This is a genomic window from Gemella sp. 27098_8_149, assembly GCF_041433745.1.
GTDB lineage: Bacteria > Bacillota > Bacilli > Staphylococcales > Gemellaceae > Gemella.
In genome coordinates this window covers 166,125-187,440 of sequence record NZ_JAPWCB010000002.1, presented here as the reverse complement: position 1 = coordinate 187,440, position 21,316 = coordinate 166,125, and the positions used below count along the sequence as shown (strand labels likewise).

Below are 21,316 nucleotides of genomic sequence, written 5' to 3'. Positions count from 1 at the left end.
TTCATAAATAAATTTTCTAGACTATTTCACTAATGTTTCCATTTTCTATTTTGAAAACTTTAGCTTTTCTTAATAAATCTTCTTTAATATCTGATATTGAAGGTGTCGTAATGAATGTTTGCACATTTTCATTAATTGCATCTAATAATTTCAATTGTCTATTTTTATCCAGCTCGCTTAGTACATCATCCAATAGTAATACAGGATATGTTCCTGTTTTTTCTTTTAGATAGTTTATTTCAGCGAGTTTAAGTGATAATACTATACTTCTCTGTTGACCTTGGGATGCATACATTTTCGCATCAAGATCATTTATATAAAATTCTAAATCATCATGCTGTGGTCCAATTTTTGTACTTCCTCGCATAATATCATCAAAAGATTTATTCATCATAACTTTAGTCAAGTTCTCTTCAGTAAAGGACTCATCGTTTATTTCTGAAATATTCAATGCATCTAATACTGAACTTTTATATTTAATTTTTAAAGTTTCTTGTCCATTCGATATATTTAACATATTTTTATATGTTAACTTAGAAATATCTTGAACAAATGACACTCTCTCTTTTGTAATGTATAGTGCTACTTTCGCGAGTTGAGATGTAAGAGTTTCTAAATACGCTAGAGACATCTCATCCTTCGGATTCTTTCTCATATCTTTTAAATATGAATTGCGTTGTTTTAAAAGATGTTGATACATTAAGTAGTATTTGTGATAAATACGTGAAAATTGATAGAATTCACGATTCATAAATTCTCTACGTAATGATGGAGAACCTTTAACAATCTGCAAATCTTCTGGAGAGAAAAGAACAACATTAAGTTCACCGACAAAATCAGTTAGCTTAGTTTTCTTTATTCCAGCAATCTTTGCACTTTTCCCTTTATTATTAATTCCTAACATTATGTCTAGATCTTTATCATTCTTATTCACGATACAAGACATAGCTGTTGCTGTTTCTCCAAACATAATACACTCGCTATCACTCTTTGTTCTGTAGCTTTTCCCAAGCGCCAAACAAAAAATAGACTCTATAATATTAGTTTTTCCATTCGCATTGTTTCCTACTAAAACATTAAGCGAGGGATGTGCATCTATATTCGTAGATAAATAATTTCGAAAGTACAGTAATTTTAAACTTTTAATTTTCATTAATTATTATAAATTCGTTTCCTTCTAATTTTATTACATCATTTGAATATAATTTTTTCCCTCGTCTGTTTTCTAGCTCTCCATTAAGCTCGACTTCTACTTCTTGTAAAAAGTATTTAGCTTCTCCACCTGAACCAATAAACCCTTCTAATTTTAAGAATTGAGCTAATGTAATATACTCACTATTAATAAAAACTTCTTTCATTTCACACCTCCTATGATATTTAAAAATGAAACTCTGTGTATATAAATATATTTTATACATTATAATTATATCAAATTTCTTGTTTTTTTTCAACAACGACCATTTTTTTATAAATTTTTAATTTAAAATATCTATATATACCAGGTATTTTTAAAGATTAGTATCAATTTAAGTTCACATAAATAATATAGTGTATATTTATTAATTTATTTCAAAACTAATGGAAATATATTATGAAAAAAAATAGTATTTTAATAAAAATTTAAAAATTAAATTTATAAACAATGTAATCGTTTTTCTTTTAACTTTAGTTAGTTTATTATATAATTATAGTGAAAAAGGATTTTATATTTCAGAAATTAAGGAGGATATTGATATGTACAATTTAGATAAATTAGAAAAAATCTTAAATGAAAAAGTAATCTCACTAGAAGAAACAAGTTATGGAATTACTAATAAAAATTATATTATTACAACGGATAATAATAAATATTTCTATAGAACATCTAAAGATTCTACAAGTATTGTAAATAAAAATAACGAAAAAGAAGCTATTAGTCTTCTTGCCGATGAAGATTACTTTCTTAAACCAATATTCTTCAATAATGATAACCTAATTACAGAATTTCAACCTAATCCAAAAACATTTATTTCACAAAGAAAATTATCAAGTATTATAAGAATAGGAAAACTTCTCAATAGCTTTCATTCGAAAAAATTTCAAGCTGAGCATATGTTTGATCCTGTTAAGCAATTTTATAATTATTATAACCAAATTGATGAAAAACAGAATATTCTTGAACAATATTTGTACATCATAGCTAATTTTAAAGAGTTCTATGAGCCTGACAGACTATGTCACAATGACTTAGTTGAAGGTAATTTCTTATTTACAAAAGATAAATTATACTTAATAGATTTTGAGTACGCAGGATACAATGATTATTACTTCGATATTGCGAGTTTTATATCTGAAAATGATTTAAACTATGAAGAAACAATCACCTTCTTGAAAGCCTATTTTAGCGATAAAGAGTGCCGTTATGATAAATTAGATGTATTCTTACAGTTTTGTGATTTATTATGGTACACATGGGCTATTTTATTATACGAAAAAAGAAATGAAGAAGTGTACAATGAAATTGCTCAAGCAAAACTCCATAGATTAAATAACCCTAGAAAAATAGTCTATTAATGAATAAAACACCTTAAAGAGCCGAAAAATGACTCTCTAAGGTGTTTAATTATAAAAAAAGAATACTTACAAAATTATGCAAGTATTCTTTAAATTTTCTTTAATTATTTAGCTAAAGCTGCTTTAGCTTGTTCACAAATGCTTGTGAATGCTGCTGCGTCGTGGATAGCGATTTCTGATAACATTTTTCTGTTAATATCGATTCCAGCAACTTTAAGTCCGTTCATTAGACGGCTGTAAGATAATCCATTTAATCTTGCAGCTGCATTAATACGAACGATCCATAATCTTCTGAAGTTACGTTTTGTTTGACGACGGTCTCTGAAAGCATACATTCCTGATTTCATTACTTGTTGCTTAGCAACTTTGAATAATGTATGTTTTGAACCAAAATATCCTTTAGCTAGTTTTAAAACTTTTTTACGGCGACGACGAGTCACAGTTCCACCTTTAACACGTGGCATATCTAATTCCTCCTTATGTATAACTTAAATAAGTATTTACGCTATAATTAATCTTCTTTAATATTATTTAACTAATAAAGTTCTAATACGTTTGTAATCACCACGAGATACTAATGAAGCTTTACGTAAGTGACGTTTTTGTTTAGTAGTTTTTCTTGAAAACCAGTGAGAAGTATAAGCACGGCTACGTTTTAATTTACCGCTAGCTGTTTTTTTCACACGTTTTGCTAAACCACGGTGAGATTTCATTTTTGGCATTATCAAATTCCTCCTATATTAAACCTTTATTTCTCTTTTTTTGGTGCTAGAACTAAGAACATACTGCGACCTTCCATTTTAGGTTTTTGTTCGACAGTAGCTATATCGCTAGCTTCGTTAGAAAAGTTTTCTAAAACTTTCTGTCCAATTTCTTTGTGGGTGATTGCTCTCCCTTTAAAACGAATAGAAACTTTAACTTTGTCTTCTTTTGCTAAGAATTTACGTGCATTTTTCAACTTAGTTTCGAAATCGTGTTTTTCAATTGTTGGAGATAATCTTATCTCTTTTGTTGTTACGATTTTTTGTTTCTTACGTGCTTCTTTTTCTTTCTTTTGTTGTTCAAATTTGAACTTACCGTAGTTCATAATTTTAGCAACTGGTGTTTTAGCATTTGGAGCTACTAGAACAACATCTAAGTTCATACGCTCTGCAATTTGCATTGCTTCTGCCTTAGTTTTAACTCCTAATTGTTCTCCATTTTGACTAATTAAAAGAAACTCTTTCGCTTTAATACCTTCATTTACTTGTGCAGTATCTTTACTAATGATCAGCACCTCCTATTTATAAATTTCATTAAATACTAAAAGCATTAAAAAAAACTGAGTGCAAAACACCCAGCATAAAATTCTACATTTCATCTACATAAACCTGAACAATCAATATTGGCAGGTGAGAAACGGGTGCTTCTACTTTTGTATTCAACATTATCTATTTTACATACTTTTTATAGATTTGTCAATAGGAATATAAGATTTTTTTATATTCCTATTAACTTTTCTATGTTCTAAATTAAATAGATCCTAATTCTTCGTGTAATTCTTCTTCAATTGGTCTACTTAATTCGTTATCCATTTCTAATTCAAGTTCATTTTCAACTTTGATATCTACGTCATTGTATCTTGGCATTCCTGTTCCTGCTGGAATTAGCTTACCAATAATAACGTTCTCTTTAAGTCCCATAAGTCTATCAACTTTTCCTTTAACTGCTGCGTCTGTAAGAACACGAGTAGTTTCTTGGAATGAAGCTGCAGATAAGAAACTTTCAGTCTCTAATGAAGCTTTAGTGATACCTAGAATTACAGGCTTAGCTGTAGCCATGTTTCCACGTACCGCAAGGATTTTTTTGTTTTCATCTGTGAATTTGTGAATATCAACTAATGAACCTGGAAGTAAGTCAGTGTCTCCAGCATTGATTACACGTACTTTTCTTAACATTTGACGTACCATAACCTCAACGTGTTTATCACTGATTTCTACCCCTTGCATACGGTAAACTTTTTGTACCTCAGTTAATAAGTAACTTTGTACTGCTTCTAAACCAGCAATTGATAGTAATTCTTTTGGTTCAATAGAACCTTCAGTTAAAGCTTGACCACGTTTAACTTTGTCATCTTCTTTAACTAACATACGGCTTGCACCATAGTCTTGGTATTCTCTTTCTTCACCGATTTCACTTAATACGTAAATTCTACGTACGTGATTATTATCGATTTCAACTTTTGTAACTGTTCCATCTACTTCTGAGATTAATGCCTTACCTTTTGGATTACGCGCTTCAAATAACTCTTGAATACGAGGTAAACCTTGAGTGATATCGGCACCGGCAACCCCACCTGTGTGGAACGTACGCATTGTAAGCTGTGTACCAGGTTCTCCGATAGATTGAGCGGCAATTGTACCAACTGCTTCCCCAACTTCTACTTTTTCACCTGTAGCTAAGTTTTTACCATAACATTTCTCACAAACTCCATGACGAGAGTTACATGTAAATGCTGATCTGATAACAACACTTTCGATTCCAGCTGCTTCAATTTCTTTAGCTGTATCTAGAGTGATTAATTGACCATCTTCAACGATAACTTTTCCTGTCTCCGGGTGAACAACAGTTTCTTTACTGTATCTACCTTCAAGACGTTCTTGTAAGCTTTCGATTTCATCTGTTCCATTTTTAAGTGCAGCAACTCTTAATCCACGAGATGTACCACAGTCGTTTTCACGAACAATAACATCTTGTGCAACGTCTACAAGACGACGAGTTAAGTAACCTGAGTCGGCTGTCTTAAGCGCTGTATCGGCAAGACCTTTACGCGCACCGTGAGAAGAGATGAAGAACTCTAATACTGTTAATCCTTCTTTAAATGATGAACGTACAGGCATTTCCATGATACGTCCTGATGGAGATGCCATCAGACCACGCATTCCGGCTAACTGAGTAAAGTTAGACGCGTTACCACGGGCTCCAGAGTCACTCATCATATAGATTGGGTTAGTAGCTGGAAGAGAGTCCATAAGTTGATCTTGGATGATATCTTTTGCTTTTGCCCATTGAGCAATAACGTTTTGATATCTTTCTTCTTCAGTTAATAGACCACGTCTGTATAATGTTGTGATTTTATCAACATTAGCTTGTGAGTCTGCTAAAATTTCGTATTTATTAGGTAAGACGAATACGTCACTTACCCCTACTGTAATACCAGCTCTTGAAGAGTATTTGAATCCTAAATCTTTCATTCTGTCTAACATCATAGATGTTTCAGTAATGTGGAATCTGTTAAAGATTTCAGAAATGATTTTTGATAAGAAACCTTTTTTGAATGGTGTTACAGCTTCTTGTTCAGCAATATATGCTTTTAATCCACCTTCTGCAAGATCAGATGGTGAAACGAAATATTTGTCAGGAGTCGCTGATTCTAAATTATCTTTTGTAGGTTCATTTAGATAAGGGAATCCTTCTGGTAATATATCGTTAAAGATTACTTTACCGATTGTAGTAACAAGTAATTTTTTGTTTTGTTCTTCTGTGAACGTTGGGTTTTCAAATGATTTAGCCGCGATACCAACACGTGTGTGAAGGTGAATATATCCATTTTGATATGCTATTCTTGCTTCATCGGCATCTTTGAAAATCATACCTTCCCCTACTGCTCCAGGTCTTTCAAGTGTTAGGTAGTAGTTACCTAATACCATATCCTGAGATGGTGTAACTACTGGTTTACCATCTTTAGGGTTAAGGATGTTTTGAGCAGCTAGCATTAGCATACGTGCTTCTGCTTGTGCTTCTTTTGATAAAGGTACGTGAACGGCCATTTGGTCACCATCGAAGTCGGCGTTAAACGCTGTTGTAACAAGAGGGTGAAGACGAATTGCACGTCCTTCTACTAAGATTGGTTCGAATGCTTGGATACCTAGTCTGTGAAGAGTCGGGGCACGGTTAAGTAATACTGGGTGCTCACGAATAATATCTTCTAAGATATCCCATACATGATCTTCCATTCTTTCGATTTGGTTTTTAGCATTTTTAATGTTATTAGCTAACTCACGTTTAACTAATTCACGCATTACAAATGGTTTGAATAATTCAAGTGCCATTTCTTTAGGTAATCCACATTGGTACATTTTTAGGTTTGGACCAACTACGATTACTGAACGTCCAGAGTAGTCAACACGTTTACCTAATAAGTTTTGACGGAAACGACCGTGTTTACCTTTTAGCATATTAGATAATGATTTTAATGTTCTGTTACCAGGACCTGTTACAGGACGACCACGACGTCCGTTATCGATTAATGCATCTACTGCTTCTTGTAACATACGTTTTTCGTTTTGTACAATTAGCCCTGGTGCCTTAAGTTCGATAAGTTTTTTCAGACGATTGTTACGGTTAATTACACGTCTATATAAATCGTTTAAGTCACTTGTTGCGAAACGTCCACCGTCTAATTGAACCATAGGTCTTAATTCAGGTGGAATAACTGGTAATACAGTCATAATCATCCATTCTGGTTTATTTCCAGAGTGTTTAAACGCTTCGAATACTTCAACACGTTTGATGATTTTTACAACTTTTTGACCAGATTTATAGTTGCTTTCACTTAATTCTTTAAGTTCATTTTTAAGGTCTTTAAGTTCTTTTTCGATATCTAACTCAGCTAATAGATCGCGAATTGCTTCAGCTCCCATTTTAGCTACGAAAGAGTTTGCTCCAAATGTGCTACGTGCTTCACGCACTTCACGCTCAGAAACAATTTGTTTCTTCATGAAGTCAGTTTCACCTGGATCAATAACAATGTAAGAAGCAAAGTAAATTACTTCTTCCAATTGTCTTGGGCTAAGGTCAAGTAGAAGACCCATTCTACTTGGAATACCTTTGAAATACCAAATGTGGCTGACTGGGGCAGCTAATTCTAAGTGCCCCATTCTTTCACGACGAACTTTAGCTAAAGTTACGTCAACTCCACATTTATCACATTTAATGTTTTTATATCTAACTCTTTTGTACTTTCCACAAGCACATTCCCAGTCTTTTGTTGGACCAAAAATTCTTTCACAGAATAGCCCATCGTTTTCTGGTTTTAAAGTTCTATAGTTAATTGTTTCAGGTTTTTTAACCTCTCCGTAAGACCAACTTCTGATTTTTTCTGGAGAAGCTAAACTAATTTTCATATATGCAAAATTATTTACGTCTATCAAGGAGCATACCTCCTTTATTTTTTTGTATAAATGCCTTGAATAGTTCTTTGTGATTAATTGTAAAATTTATATTATTCTTCATCAGTATCATCTTCAACGTCTTCATACTCATCTGTATCTGACATTAAAAGATTAGCTAATGCTTGATATCCTGAAGTTTCTTCACTTGATTCTTCTTCAACTTCTTCTTCTGAATCAGATAGAATTAAGTTAGCTAAACTTTGATATCCATTTTCAGTATTTTCTTTTGAAGCTTTTTCTGTTTCTTTAGCTTCTTCTTCATTGTGGTTGTGATGGTGTGATTCGTGGAAATCAATTGTATCTCCTAGATCAATATCACCCATGTCTACTTCGTTATCTTCATTATCCATTACTCTGAAGTCCATACCTAGTGCTTGAAGTTCTTTCATAAGTACTCGGAATGATTCAGGAACTCCTGGACGTGGAATGTTTTCACCTTTAACGATAGCTTCGTATGTTTTAACACGACCATTAGTATCATCTGATTTGTACGTTAAGATTTCTTGAAGAGTATATGCAGCACCATAAGCTTCAAGTGCCCATACCTCCATCTCACCAAATCTTTGTCCACCAAATTGAGCTTTACCTCCAAGTGGTTGTTGTGTTACTAATGAGTATGGTCCAATTGAACGAGCGTGAAGTTTATCATCAACCATGTGTGCAAGTTTAATCATGTACATTACCCCTACAGATACACGGCTGTCGAATGGTTCACCTGTACGTCCATCATAAAGAACTGTCTTAGCATCTTTAGCCATTCCAGCTTCAGCAACTGTAGACCAAACATCTTCATCAGTAGCACCATCGAATACTGGTGTCGCTACGTGGATTCCTAATTGTTTAGCAGCCATACCTAAGTGTAGCTCTAATACTTGTCCAATGTTCATACGAGATGGAACCCCTAGTGGGTTTAACATTACGTCAACTGGTGTACCGTCTGGTAGGTAAGGCATATCTTCTTCTGGTAAGATATTTGAGATAACCCCTTTGTTACCGTGACGACCGGCCATTTTATCCCCTACGCGGATTTTACGTTTTTGAACGATGAATACACGTACAAGTTCATTTACACCGTTAGGTAATTCAGCGCCATCTTCACGTTTAAAGATTTTAACATCAGCAACTACTCCATCAGCACCGTGAGGTACACGTAATGAAGTATCACGTACTTCTTTAGATTTAGCTCCAAAGATAGCATATAATAATTTTTCTTCTGGAGTTTGTTCAGTTAATCCTTTCGGTGTAACTTTACCTACTAAGATATCTCCATCTTTAACTTCAGCCCCAATACGGATAATTCCACGTGCATCTAGGTTTCTAAGTGCATTTTCACCTACGTTTGGAATTTCACGAGTAATTTCTTCTGGCCCAAGTTTAGTGTCACGAGCATCTGTTTCATATTCTTCTACGTGGATAGAAGTATAAACATCATCTTTTACAAGACGTTCGCTCATGATAACAGCATCCTCATAGTTATATCCATCCCAGTTTACGAATGCTACTACAAGGTTTTTACCTAAAGCTAATTCTCCTTTATCCATAGATGGTCCATCTGCAAGGATATCTTTAGGTTCTACTCTATCACCAACTTTAACGATTGGTTTTTGGTTGTAAGCTGTAGAGTGGTTAGAACGTACGAATTTGTGAATTACGTATGTATCTAAATCACCTTTAATTTCTTTACCTTCTAGAGTTTCAATACGACGTACTTTAATTTTCGCTCCATCAACATATTCAACGATACCAGGGTATTTAGCGATAACAGCCGCTCCTGAGTCACGTGCTGCAAGGTGCTCCATACCTGTACCAACGAATGGTGCTTCTGTAATCATTAGAGGTACTGCTTGACGTTGCATGTTCGCTCCCATTAGGGCACGGTTAGAGTCGTCATTCTCTAAGAACGGAATACATGCTGTGGCAGCAGAAACTACCTGTTTAGGTGATACGTCCATGAAGTTCATCATTTCACGAGGTTTAACTGTGTTATCCCCTCTGAAACGACATACTACTTCTTCATCTACGAAGTAACCTTTTTCATCAACATTAGCAGTTGATTGTGCTACAACGTATTTATCTTCTTGATCAGCTGTTAAATATTGTACGTTTTCAGTTACGTATGGACGACCTTCTCCATCAAATTCAACTTTTCTATATGGAGTCATAATGAATCCAAATTCATTTATACGAGCAAATGATGAAAGTGAGTTTATAAGACCGATGTTTGGTCCCTCTGGTGTTTCAATCGGACACATACGACCATAGTGTGAGTAGTGAACGTCACGAACTTCCATCCCTGCACGTTCCCTTGTTAAACCACCAGGTCCAAGTGCAGATAAACGACGTTTGTGAGTAAGCTCACTTAGTGGGTTTACTTGGTCCATGAATTGTGAAAGTTGAGAACTTCCAAAGAACTCTTTAATAATTGCTGTAACTGGTCTTACGTTAATTAGTTGTTGTGGAGTGATTTCATTTGTATCTTGAATACTCATACGTTCACGCACAACACGTTCCATACGTGAAATACCTACACGAATTTGGTTTTGTAATAGTTCTCCGATACAACGTAGACGACGGTTACCAAGGTGGTCGATATCATCTACACGTCCGATTAATTCAAATTCAAATCCATCGTTATTTCTACGAGTTCTGATTAATAATAGGTAGTAGTTAATACTTGCCACGATATCAGCAATTGTTAATGTTAGAACATCTTTATTAGGTGCTCCATTACCAATTACATGTAATACTTGATCATCAGTTAATTCATCGATATCGAAGTCATTACCTACTTTTACTTGGTTTACAATCTTGAATAATTGTAATTTAAGACTGTCGCTTCCATCAAGACTTTCATTCATGTCGAATTCTACTACGTTAGCTGTAGTTCCTAATTCTTCATAAATTCCATCAATGATTTCACGTGTTAACTTAGTACCTTTTTCTACTAAGATTTCTCCTGTCTCTGTATCAACAATTGGTTCAACTAGAATTTGGTTTTCTAGACGTTCACCAACGTGAAGTTTGTTATTTAATTTATAACGTCCCACTTTAGCAAGGTCATATCTTCTTGGATCGAAGAATCTACCATGTAAAGTTGCTTTTGCAGTTTCTACGTTAGCTGGCTCTCCAGGACGTAATTTATCATAAATTACTTTTAACGCAGTTCCTGTGTCTAGGTTTTCATCTTTTTCTAATGTGTTTAATAGTTCTGTATCTTCTCCGAATAATTTAATAATTGATTCATCAGATTCAAAACCTAACGCTCTAATAAGCGTTGTTAAAGGAATTTTTCTAGTTCTGTCAATACGAGCATAAACTAATCCTTTAATATCTTTTTCAAATTCCAACCAAGCTCCTCTGTTAGGAATAACAGTTGTTTTATAGGCATTTGGAATATTTTTAACTTTAAGTTTGTCATCTTCTGTAAAATATACAGAAGGCGAACGTACTAATTGAGATACAATTACACGTTCTGCACCATTGATGATAAACGTTCCAGTTTCAGTCATCAACGGTAATTCACCCATAAATACTTCTTGTTCTTTAATTTCGTCACGTTCTTTATTAATTAAACGTACGCGCACTCTTAAAGGTGCTGAATATGTAGCGTCACGTTCTTTAGACTCATCAACATCATATTTAGGAGTTCCTAATTTATAGTCGATAAATTCTAAACTTAATTTATCATTATTACCTTCTATTGGTGATACATCTTTAAAAACATCTTTTAGACCAGTTTCTAAAAATTTATCATAAGATAAGGTTTGAATTTCAATTAAGTCCGGTAAATCAATTACCTCTGATATTCTAGCATAGCTACGTCTTTCTCTGTGCTTACCAAATTTAACTTTTTGCAACTGTGTCACCTCTCAGCTTTTCTCTTAAAAACTAAAAAGAAAATATATACATTTTCTCTTACTTACTTATATAATTTTGGCAATTCTATCTAAAAGAAAATAGAATTACTTGCAATATATCATTTTATCATAGTCATAGCAAGTTGTCAATTATTTTACGGCTTTTAGGATATAGTAACCCTTATTTTTCGAAACTACTTCTACTATTGAAAAAGTATCTTCTAATAATTTTTTACAACTAGCCATTCCTTGTTTTTTTTGTATAACTACCCAAAGCTCACCTTGAGCATTTAGATGTTCATAACTGTCTATCATTATTTTATGTACAATTTTTTTCCCAGCTCTTATCGGTGGGTTTGTTAAAACTATATCAAAGTTTCCTTCAACATTATCAAAGGAACTACTTTCTAGTACTTCTACTTCATTTTCTATATTATTAAGTTCAATATTTTTTTTAGATAATTCTAATACTCTATTGTTTACATCTACCATAGTAAACTTGTATGTTGGATATTTTTTAGCGAGGAATATAGATATAACCCCATAACCGCATCCAATATCCGCAACTTTAGCATTTTCTTTATCTGTAGTGAAACTTTCTAACATTGTTTTAGTTCCAAAATCTACACTCTCTTTAGAAAATACTCCATTATCTGTATAAAATTTCAAATTCTCATTTGCTATTGTTGAGTTGATAATTTTTTCTCGACTTTCTGTCGTCGGATTATTTGTATAATAATGTTCCATAATAAAGACACCTCTTAAAATGAAAGAAAATAGTATATCCCATAGCTAGACACTTGAGATATACTATTTTTGTTATTATCATCGTATCAAATATTCTCAAATAGAATATTATTGTTTATTTACATCTATCTTTTTATCTACTTAGAATAGAAATTATTTAACTTCTACAGTTGCTCCAACTTCTTCTAATTTAGCTTTAATTTCTTCAGCTTCTTCTTTAGAAACTCCTTCTTTAAGTGTTGCTGGCGCACCATCAACTTTTTCTTTAGCTTCTTTTAGTCCGTCTCCAGTGATTTCACGAACAACTTTGATTACTTTAATTTTTGAGTCTCCAGCGTTAGCTAAAACTACGTCAAATTCAGTTTTTTCTTCAGCAGCTCCAGCAGCAGCTCCACCAACTACAGCTACAGGTGCAGCAGCAGTTACTCCGAATTCTTCTTCAATTGCTTTTACTAAGTCGTTTAATTCTAAAACTGACATTTCTTTGATAGCGTCTAAAATTTGTTCTTTAGTCATTATAAATTTCCTCCGATTTTTAAATTATATGTTTTTAATATTTTTTTATTTATTAAGCTTCTTGTTCAGCTTTTTGGTCTGCAACAGCTTTAACAGCTAAAGCAGTATTGCGCATTGGCGCTGTTAATACAGATAGTAACATTGAAAGTAATCCTTCGCGACTTGGTAATGTAGCGATAGCTTTAATTTCAGCTTGATCTGCAACTTTTCCTTCTATAACACCAGCTTTTAGTTCTAAGTTTTCGTGTTCTTTAGCGAAATCGTTTAAAACTCTAGCAGGAGCTACAGCATCGTCTGTTGAGAAAGCAAAAGCATTTGGTCCAGTTAGAACTTCGTCTAATCCTTCAATTCCTGCTTGCTCCATCGCACGACGAACTAATGAGTTTTTATAAACTTTAAAAGTTAAACCTTCGTTACGCATGTTGTTACGTAATTCTGTTACTTCCGCAACGTTTAATCCACGGTAGTCAGCGATAACAACTGAAGAACTTGCTTTAATTTCTTCTGCGATTTGATTTACTAACTCTTGTTTTCTCTCAATAGCTTTTGACATTGAACTTCCTCCTAAGTAGATTTATCAATTTCAGTACCATTAAAAAAACCTTCTTGCATGCGAGAACATACAAAAAGGCACATAAGTTTCTTTTCGAATTTTGTCCTCGGTAGGTTAATTAAGGATTTCTCCCCCTACTGTCTACGGTACATTTTCAACTGACTTATTTATTCTAATATATTAATTTTTATTTGTCAATAGTTTTTTTAAAAAAATTTAAAATGAATTATAAATTTATTATTCCTACTATAAAATTACTTATTTAATCTACTGTTACAAAATACATCTATAGCCTTAGATGTATATTCAGCCACACCTTCTCCAAATTTATCTATATTGCTTTTGAATTCAGGATTATGTACATAACCTTTTCCTATATATGAAAAAACTTCTATACTACAATCAAAAGCATAGTCATTCATATAATTATAAAGATCTTCTACTCTAGATTGAACTTCTTTTTCTTCTACACTAATTCCATTTTTTTTAAATTCTGCCATAGAACGGAAAACACTGTTAAATTTCTCTGTTACTATATCCTCCTTACCACTCTGTCTTTTCTTAGATTCTTCTATTGTTTCTTTACCATACTTTTCTATAGCTTGGTCTTCATACTTATTTAAGTCTTCTTTTTTAAATCCATTAAATTTTTCTTCTATAGTCATTGTTTCTTCTCCTTTATATGTTTTTATTGTTTTTTCTATATTATGTAAGATTATTTCAAACTTTTCTTTCTCTTTTAAAATTAACTCCCGTTGTTGTTCAAGTATTTTTAAATTTTCAGTTTCTCCATCTAACAGTTCTTTAATATCATTTAACTTAAACTTTAAACATCTATAAAATAGTATTTTTTGAAGTTTTTCTAGATTTTCATTAGTATAATCTCTATAACCATTATCTAGTTTCTTTGGAATTAATAATCCAATCTCATCATAATATTGTAGTGTTCTTGCACTCACACCTGTGAGCTTCACAACCTCATTTATCCTCATATTTATTCCTCTATATTTTATAATATTTCACTAGTGATATATTAATTATATACTATTACGTAACGTAAAGGTCAATACTAAAATTAAAAAAATCGCTAGGAAAATTTCCTAACGATTTATTTATGAATATTATTCAAAAACTTTTTTAAGATCAATAGCTTTATTTAATGCTTCTGTAATAACAATACCAATTACCATTACTACAACTTGTGATAATAAAAGTGATCCGTAAATTGCTGTGAATGCTTCAAATTCGAATGGTACTCTTGCAGAGTTTTCACCGCTAAAGATAGTAATTTCATATGCAATAATCGGCATACAAACTACTAAGTAAATGACAATATTAAGAATATGTCTAGCTATTCTATTTTTTACAAATTTAAATACAAAAACACTGATAGCTAACGCTAAACCTGTTCCTAAAGTCCCGAAGAACACATCTACAATACCAAGTGGACTAAAAATATTTGCTATTGCTACACCTAAAGTTATAGGGAACCAATATTTTTTACTAAATACCACTAATTGAGATAGTGATTCACTAATACGTAATTGAATAGCACCGTATGAAAATGGTGCAATAGCAACTGTTAAAACAACATAGATAGCTGCTATTAATGCTTGAATAGTTAATACTTTAACTGTATTATTTCTCATTATATATCTCCTTGTCTTGTTTAAGAGAAAATAAAGAAGTACTGATTAAGAGAAATCAGTACTTCAAGTTTTTTTTATAGATGGATCTCTCAAACATCTTTTATTATAATAAAGTCAGAAGACAAATAACCTTACCTATGTAAAATTAAATATCAACGTCATTTATACTAACACATATTATATCCATTCGTCAACAAAAATATAAAAAAATTATAAAAAAATAATGTAATGCTAAAATTTTTATAAAAATATCTTGCATTTACAATTTTAATATGTTAAAATGAGGTAGTTGTATCTAACAACACTTAATTCATTGTAATTAAGAATATTAATTAATATTTCTTAGTAAAAAAACTATAATCAGGAGGTGAATCGAATGCCAAACATTAAATCATCAGTATTAAGCGTAAGAAAAGATGCTAAAACTAATGCTGCTAACACAGCTAAAAAATCTGAAATGCGTACAGCTATTAAAAAAGCTAAAGTAGCTAAATCTGAAGGTGCTGCTAACGCTGCAGAGTTAGTAAACCTTGCTTACAAAAAAATCGATAAAGCTGCTAAAACTAACTTAATCCACAAAAACGCAGCTGCTAGATATAAATCAAACCTAGCTAAATAATTATATTAACTACTCAGACTTCTGAGTAGTTTTTTTATTACTAATTAAAGGAAGAACCTAGAAATTCTCTCTAAGTTCTTCCTTTTTGCTTAATTCTATTTATTACAATTGTTAATTATTCTATCAATAGCCTCTTTTACATTATCCGGGCTAGTTGCTAGATTTATTCTAATATATTTATTATAACCTTTACCAAACCAATGACCAAAATCAATCGCTAGACCGCATTCGTCTTGTATGAATTGTTTTGTTGTTTTTCCATCTAGTACTTTTTCTAAATTAACAAATACTAAATACGTTCCTTCTAATGGATACACCTTAATTGCTGGAACTTTTTCTTTAAGAGTGTCATGTAGTAAAGTATAATTATACAATACTGTTTCTTTTAATCCTTCAAGCCATTCATGCCCTTCTCTATAACCAGCCTCTAGAGCAATTTGCCCCAAGAGACTTGGTTCTGCTTCTAAGTTCTCTTTTTTATATTTATCAAAAACCATTCTTACTTTTTCGTCAGGAATTAATAAAGTTGCATGAACCAATGAAGCAAGGTTAAATGTTTTAGATCCTGAGTTGGCAACGATAAGACGATGATTATATTTTCCATCTTCCAGTGCTAATGCAGAAATTTGCTTGTGATTATTATATGTAAAATCTTGATGAATCTCGTCAGATAATACAAGTACATCATACTTCTCACAAATTTCAAACACTCGTTTTTGTTCTTCTAACGTCCAGACTCTACCTACCGGATTATGAGGTGAACAGTGAATATATAATTTTACATTGTTATCACGAATCTCTTTTTCAAATGTATCAAAATCTATTTTAAATTCACCATTTTCCTCAAGTAACGGCGATTCAACTAATTTTCTACCACTATTTCTAATAGAATTAGCAAATGGATAATATACAGGTGGCATAATTATAACTGAATCTTCTTTTTCCGTATACGCATGAATTACCCATAAAATCGCTTGGACAATACCAGGAGCAAATCTTATCCATTGCTTATCAACATTGACTTCATACTTTTGTTTTTGCCATTTTTTATATTCATCATAATAACTTTCAGGTAACTTAGTATAACCAAAAACTCCATGATTTACACGTTCAATCAGCGCTTCTCTTATACTATCTGGAGTTTTAAATTCCATATCAGCTACCCACATAGCAAGTAAATCTTTATCTCCGAATCGCTCTTCTAAAGCATCCCATTTTAAACTATTCGTATTTCTTCTTTCAACGTAATACTTATTTACAAATTCTTCTACTCTACTCATTATTTCTGTCCTCTATACTTCTAAAGCTTGTGCAAAATCTTCTAATAAATCTTCAATATCTTCAACACCTACAGAAATTCTCAATAAATCCGGTGTTAATCCATAAGAAAGACGTAATTCTTCTGGGATATCAAAGTGAGTTTGAGTCGTAGGATAAGTAACTAATGTTTCCACTCCTCCTAAACTTTCTGCGAATGTTGCAACCTTTAATGAACGTAGAAATGCATCAATCTTAGAAGCATCGTGAAGTTTAAAACTAAGCATAGCTCCTTTTTTCGGATATAGTACTTCTTTAACATTTGGATTTTTTTCTAATTCTTCAGCAAGCTTCTTAGCATTTTTTTCTTGTTGATTAAAACGTAACGGTAAAGTTTTTAAACTTCTAACGAATAGCCAACTATCAAACGCAGATAATACCGCACCCGTAGTATTAGAAATCCATGCTAACCTCTCTCCAATTTGTTCATCATTAGTAATTACAGCTCCAGCTAAAATATCGTTGTGCCCTGTTAAATATTTTGTAGCTGAGTGAACAACAATATCAGCCCCCATAGTTAATGGTTTCTGTCTTAATGGTGTTAATAAAGTATTATCTACTATTAATAACGCATTCTTTTCTTTAGCGATTTTGGCAACTTTTTCAATATCAACTTCTTGCATTAATGGATTAGTTGGTGTTTCTATAAATACAGCTTTAGTATTTTCTGTAATTTTCACTTCAAGATCTTCCTCATCAGTGAAATAGATGAATTTCTGTGCACCTTTACGCTCTAATTCATCAAAATATCTAAAACTTCCACCATATAAATCTCTAGAAACTAGAAATTCACTATTCAATTCAAACAATTCAAAAACTAATTGAATAGCACTCATACCTGAACTCGTTGCTATCGCACGACATCCTTCTTCAAGTTCACATAATCCCTCCTCTAAAATTGTACGAGTAGGATTTTTTGTTCTTGTGTAATCATAACCAGTACTCTCACCTAATCCAGGATGAGCATATGCTGTCGATAAATATATAGGAGTTACAATGGCTCCCGTTACTTTGTCTTTTCTATTTCCTAATTGAGCTAACTTAGTTTCAATTTTCTTCATTAAACAATACCTCATTTTATTAATTTCTTTTCAACATTACTATTATAACATTATATTTGTTCAGAATAAACTAATTTATCTGAATTTTTTGTTTTTTTCTGAATATTTTTTGATTAAACCCTTTTAATTACCTAAAATAAAAATAGGAGCTACTTGACAAGTTCAGTATTTCTAAGAAATAGACTTTGCCAAGCACCCCTACAATGTATATTATATATCTAACTAACTTTTATATAATTAATTTAGATATCAATAAACTATTACAACTGTTAGTTCATATATTTTTAAAATTTTATAAAATTATAAAATCTTGAAAAATAAAGTTTTATTTTAGCTCTTCTATTAGTTTATTAATAAACAAATCTAATATCAAGTATTTATCCATATACGAAGATTTCAATAACTTATCATAATCAGCAGCTAAAATTAATGTTTTCATAATTTTGTCCACACTATAATTTCTAATACCTTGTGCCGCTAGTTGTACTCTATATGGATGAACTCCTAATTCTCTAGCTATATCTTTTTGTGAATAGTGTTCATTCAGTAGAACTTTCACTTTATAATATATTCGTAATTGTCCACTTATTAATGAAAGCAAGAAAATCGGTTCTTCTTTTTTTAATACTAAAGAATTATAGACTACTCTTAATTTCGAATAATTTTTTCCGAATAACTCGTTAGTTAAACTAAATACATCGTATTCTAAACTTCTCGTCGCTAGTAATTCGATATCTTCTCTAGTAATTACTTTCTTCTCATCACAATAAAGAAGCAGTTTTTCTAATTCTTTTTTTATATTAGCAAAATCTAAACGTGTATAGTTCACAAGAAATTCTGCATCATCTCTCGAAATTTTCAAATTGGAATCAGCAACAGCTTTCACTATATAGCTAGCTATTTCCTTTTCATTGAAATTAGAAAACTCCTTAACTTCTCCTACTTCTTTAATTTTTTTTATAAGTTTTTTTCTACTATCAATCTTTTCAGAAATCTTTAAAATTAACACAACTTCTTCACTAATATTATCCAAATAACTAATTAATGTATCCACATTGTGTTCTACTTTAATCTTCTTAGGTTTAGCAAGTAGAAAATTACAATTCTCAGCAACTACTACTTTTTCATTCCCAAATAAACCACTGCTTCTACATTCATACACTAAAGTCTCCAACGTATTTTCATGCATATTTATTTTTATATAGTTAAATTCATCCAATTCTTTTAAATACTTTTTAGCTATATTCTTTTCATAATCATTAATGGCTTCAAAATTTTCACCATATATTACATAGACATTTTTCATTAATTATCTACCTCAACTTCAAATTCAGAATTCTTATTCTTTACTCTAACTTTTTTATTATAATAATAAATAGAATTCTCTCCAAATTTCATCTCTGTATTCTCTTTAAGGACAATATAATCTATTTTTTTATACTGCGCCATATTCTTTACTTCTGATAATTTATTTTCTAAACTATCTATTACAATAAGTTTTCCTACTAGATCTTTTACTATAAGATCTATAGAGTAATCACTTTTATTCTTTTTTGCTGAAGTTAAAAGTAAGTACTCAAATTTATTTTTTCCTTCATAACTTAAAAGCAAATCGTACTGGTTTATTATATCATAATCCTTGTCTTTTTTTCTGTAATCTGTATAAAAATTTTGAATATTATTCGATGTATTTATCAACAGATTATTTTTATTTTCTCTAATATATAAAACACTCTCTTTTCCTATTTTTACGTCTTCAATATATGCTTTAGGTGTATATGTAGCTCCTATACAAATCAGAATTATTCCAAGAACTCCATAAACAGCATTCATATATTTAAATTTATTCAAGTTTATCAATATAGTTAAAACAATAATGAATATAGCAATTATAAAAAATATATTTAACTTACCTATACGAATAGGTTGTGCTATTAGAAACGGCTCCTGAATTTTATCGAATATATTGAAAGTAATATTTAATATCGGTCTACAGATAATATTAAACACCTGACCATTTATTAAGAATACAATATAGCTGAAAATTACTAACGGAAAAATTACAATACTAAAAATTGGTACTAAGATAATATTACTAAATACAGAAATATAAGTTATAGTATAAAAATTATACAATAATATTGGTATACTTGCTAATGTAGAAATTACACTGATTCTAAATGCACCATGAATTTTATTTCTAGAATTTTTTATATAAACGCCTGACATCAATAGACAAAATGTAATTAAAAATGATAATTGAAAACCAATATTAAAAATTAGTAATGGGTTATACGCTAATAAAATCAGAAATGTAAGCAATAAACTGCCAAGCTTATCTATATTTTTTCTTCTAAGCAAAATGTAAAATATGATCATAAAACCTGCCCTAAGAACAGAGGCACTAGCTCCGCTAAGCAACATATACAGTGGAACAATAATCAAGATAATTTTCTCTATAGAATCAACACTTACTTTAAACTTTAATAAGATAAAGTAAATTAGAGAAATAAGTACACCTATATGTAACCCTGAGATTGCTAATAAATGACTTGTTCCAAGATTTTTAAAAGAATTTATGTCATCTTTTAATAAATATCCTTTATCACCGAAAATTAAAGCCTGAAAATAGCCACTTTTATCAAAGGTTAGTTCTCTATTAATTTTCAAACTCAATTTATTTCTAAGAGTTAAGAATTTAAAATACACAGAATCTATATTCTTAATCTCATGAATTTCATTAATAGTTATCCTTTTAAAGATGCCTCTATTCTCATTATATTTTTTATAATCAAATGAGTAAAAATTAGTCTTTTCTGAGACATCTTCTATATTAGCATTTACTAAAAGTTTTCCACCCCAAAATTTTTCTTTAAAAAATTTCTTTTCTTCTCCACTCTTGACTATATAATTCACTAACACCTTCTCATCTGAAAGATAGCCAATAGATGACACATAGGCTCCATTAACATCAAATCTATCAGAAACTACTAGTTCTAAATTTTTATTTTCAACATTACCTAGATGAGTAACGTTATTCTTTTGTTCATATGCTCCCCGAATAAAAAAAGCTAAGAAGACTATTACACAAATAATAGTTTTCCTAGCATTAAGATTTTTATTTTTCCAAGTTATCAGTAGAAAAATAACAATACATAGCATAGATATTATTATATTATAATTTAATAATATCGCCCCTAATGCTAGTAAAGAAAGTTGTAAGTATATCAT

General features: G+C 31.2%; 18 protein-coding genes and 1 other annotated feature. Of the genes, 2 read left to right on the top strand and 16 right to left on the bottom strand.

All coding sequences use genetic code 11. The annotated features are described in order from the left end of the window. Nucleotides 1-16: 16 nt before the first annotated feature. Nucleotides 17-1,153, bottom strand: a complete 1,137-nt coding sequence (recF, locus tag O3801_RS01980; protein WP_371453894.1) for a DNA replication/repair protein RecF — start codon at nucleotides 1,151-1,153, stop codon at nucleotides 17-19. After that, on the bottom strand, nucleotides 1,143-1,358 hold the full coding sequence (gene yaaA, locus O3801_RS01975; protein WP_003144994.1) for a S4 domain-containing protein YaaA: 216 nt from the start codon (nucleotides 1,356-1,358) through the stop codon (nucleotides 1,143-1,145). The genes recF and yaaA overlap by 11 nt, the downstream gene beginning before the upstream one ends. Nucleotides 1,359-1,734: 376 nt before the next feature. Between yaaA and O3801_RS01970 the strand changes: the two genes are divergently transcribed. Continuing rightward, nucleotides 1,735-2,553, top strand: a complete 819-nt coding sequence (locus O3801_RS01970) for a phosphotransferase (protein WP_371453892.1) — start codon at nucleotides 1,735-1,737, stop codon at nucleotides 2,551-2,553. Nucleotides 2,554-2,657: 104 nt separating this feature from the next. On the opposite strand, the gene rplT is transcribed toward O3801_RS01970, so the two are convergent. The 10 genes from rplT to O3801_RS01920 all read right to left on the bottom strand — a co-directional run bounded on the left by rplT (nucleotide 2,658) and on the right by O3801_RS01920 (nucleotide 15,088). Next, nucleotides 2,658-3,017: a 50S ribosomal protein L20 gene (gene rplT / locus O3801_RS01965; RefSeq protein WP_003144917.1), complete on the bottom strand. Its 360-nt coding sequence runs from the start codon at nucleotides 3,015-3,017 to the stop codon at nucleotides 2,658-2,660. A 63-nt stretch (nucleotides 3,018-3,080) separates the two neighbouring features. Continuing rightward, nucleotides 3,081-3,275: a 50S ribosomal protein L35 gene (gene rpmI, locus O3801_RS01960; protein WP_003145690.1), complete on the bottom strand. Its 195-nt coding sequence runs from the start codon at nucleotides 3,273-3,275 to the stop codon at nucleotides 3,081-3,083. A 26-nt stretch (nucleotides 3,276-3,301) separates the two neighbouring features. Further along, nucleotides 3,302-3,829, bottom strand: coding sequence for a translation initiation factor IF-3 (gene infC, locus O3801_RS01955; protein WP_003145601.1), 528 nt, complete (start codon nucleotides 3,827-3,829; stop codon nucleotides 3,302-3,304). 235 nt (nucleotides 3,830-4,064) lie between these two features. Further along, complete coding sequence (gene rpoC, locus O3801_RS01950) at nucleotides 4,065-7,745, bottom strand: DNA-directed RNA polymerase subunit beta' (RefSeq protein ID WP_294682174.1); 3,681 nt, start codon at nucleotides 7,743-7,745, stop codon at nucleotides 4,065-4,067. Between the two features lie 71 nt (nucleotides 7,746-7,816). After that, a complete protein-coding gene (gene rpoB, locus O3801_RS01945; RefSeq protein WP_371453890.1) occupies nucleotides 7,817-11,623 on the bottom strand; it encodes a DNA-directed RNA polymerase subunit beta in 3,807 nt (1,268 codons plus the stop codon). Between the two features lie 150 nt (nucleotides 11,624-11,773). Continuing rightward, on the bottom strand, nucleotides 11,774-12,370 hold the full coding sequence (locus O3801_RS01940; RefSeq protein ID WP_371453889.1) for a class I SAM-dependent methyltransferase: 597 nt from the start codon (nucleotides 12,368-12,370) through the stop codon (nucleotides 11,774-11,776). 153 nt (nucleotides 12,371-12,523) lie between these two features. Further along, nucleotides 12,524-12,886: a 50S ribosomal protein L7/L12 gene (rplL, locus tag O3801_RS01935; RefSeq protein ID WP_003146330.1), complete on the bottom strand. Its 363-nt coding sequence runs from the start codon at nucleotides 12,884-12,886 to the stop codon at nucleotides 12,524-12,526. A 52-nt stretch (nucleotides 12,887-12,938) separates the two neighbouring features. Next, nucleotides 12,939-13,439, bottom strand: coding sequence for a 50S ribosomal protein L10 (rplJ, locus tag O3801_RS01930; RefSeq protein WP_003146331.1), 501 nt, complete (start codon nucleotides 13,437-13,439; stop codon nucleotides 12,939-12,941). 32 nt (nucleotides 13,440-13,471) lie between these two features. Beyond that, nucleotides 13,472-13,604, bottom strand: a sequence feature (ribosomal protein L10 leader region). 89 nt (nucleotides 13,605-13,693) lie between these two features. Then, entirely contained in the window at nucleotides 13,694-14,431 is a 738-nt protein-coding gene (locus tag O3801_RS01925; protein ID WP_371453887.1) for a MerR family transcriptional regulator, read from the bottom strand. A gap of 129 nt (nucleotides 14,432-14,560) precedes the next feature. Next, a complete protein-coding gene (locus tag O3801_RS01920; protein ID WP_294682184.1) occupies nucleotides 14,561-15,088 on the bottom strand; it encodes a QueT transporter family protein in 528 nt (175 codons plus the stop codon). A 376-nt stretch (nucleotides 15,089-15,464) separates the two neighbouring features. Between O3801_RS01920 and rpsT the strand changes: the two genes are divergently transcribed. Then, nucleotides 15,465-15,707, top strand: a complete 243-nt coding sequence (rpsT, locus tag O3801_RS01915) for a 30S ribosomal protein S20 (protein WP_003145397.1) — start codon at nucleotides 15,465-15,467, stop codon at nucleotides 15,705-15,707. A gap of 95 nt (nucleotides 15,708-15,802) precedes the next feature. Here rpsT and O3801_RS01910 read toward each other — a convergent pair whose 3' ends face one another. From O3801_RS01910 to O3801_RS01895, 4 genes are all read right to left on the bottom strand, one after another. Further along, the gene (locus O3801_RS01910; protein ID WP_371453885.1) at nucleotides 15,803-16,987 is read right to left on the bottom strand and encodes a MalY/PatB family protein; all 1,185 of its coding nucleotides are present in this window, start codon (nucleotides 16,985-16,987) and stop codon (nucleotides 15,803-15,805) included. Between the two features lie 12 nt (nucleotides 16,988-16,999). Beyond that, nucleotides 17,000-18,085 (bottom strand): aminotransferase class I/II-fold pyridoxal phosphate-dependent enzyme, encoded by a 1,086-nt coding sequence (locus O3801_RS01905; RefSeq protein WP_371453883.1) that lies wholly within the window; start codon nucleotides 18,083-18,085, stop codon nucleotides 17,000-17,002. Nucleotides 18,086-18,410: 325 nt separating this feature from the next. Beyond that, a complete protein-coding gene (holA, locus tag O3801_RS01900; protein ID WP_371453881.1) occupies nucleotides 18,411-19,391 on the bottom strand; it encodes a DNA polymerase III subunit delta in 981 nt (326 codons plus the stop codon). Then, a complete protein-coding gene (locus O3801_RS01895; RefSeq protein WP_371453880.1) occupies nucleotides 19,391-21,316 on the bottom strand; it encodes a ComEC/Rec2 family competence protein in 1,926 nt (641 codons plus the stop codon). Before O3801_RS01895 ends, holA begins: the two co-directional genes overlap by 1 nt.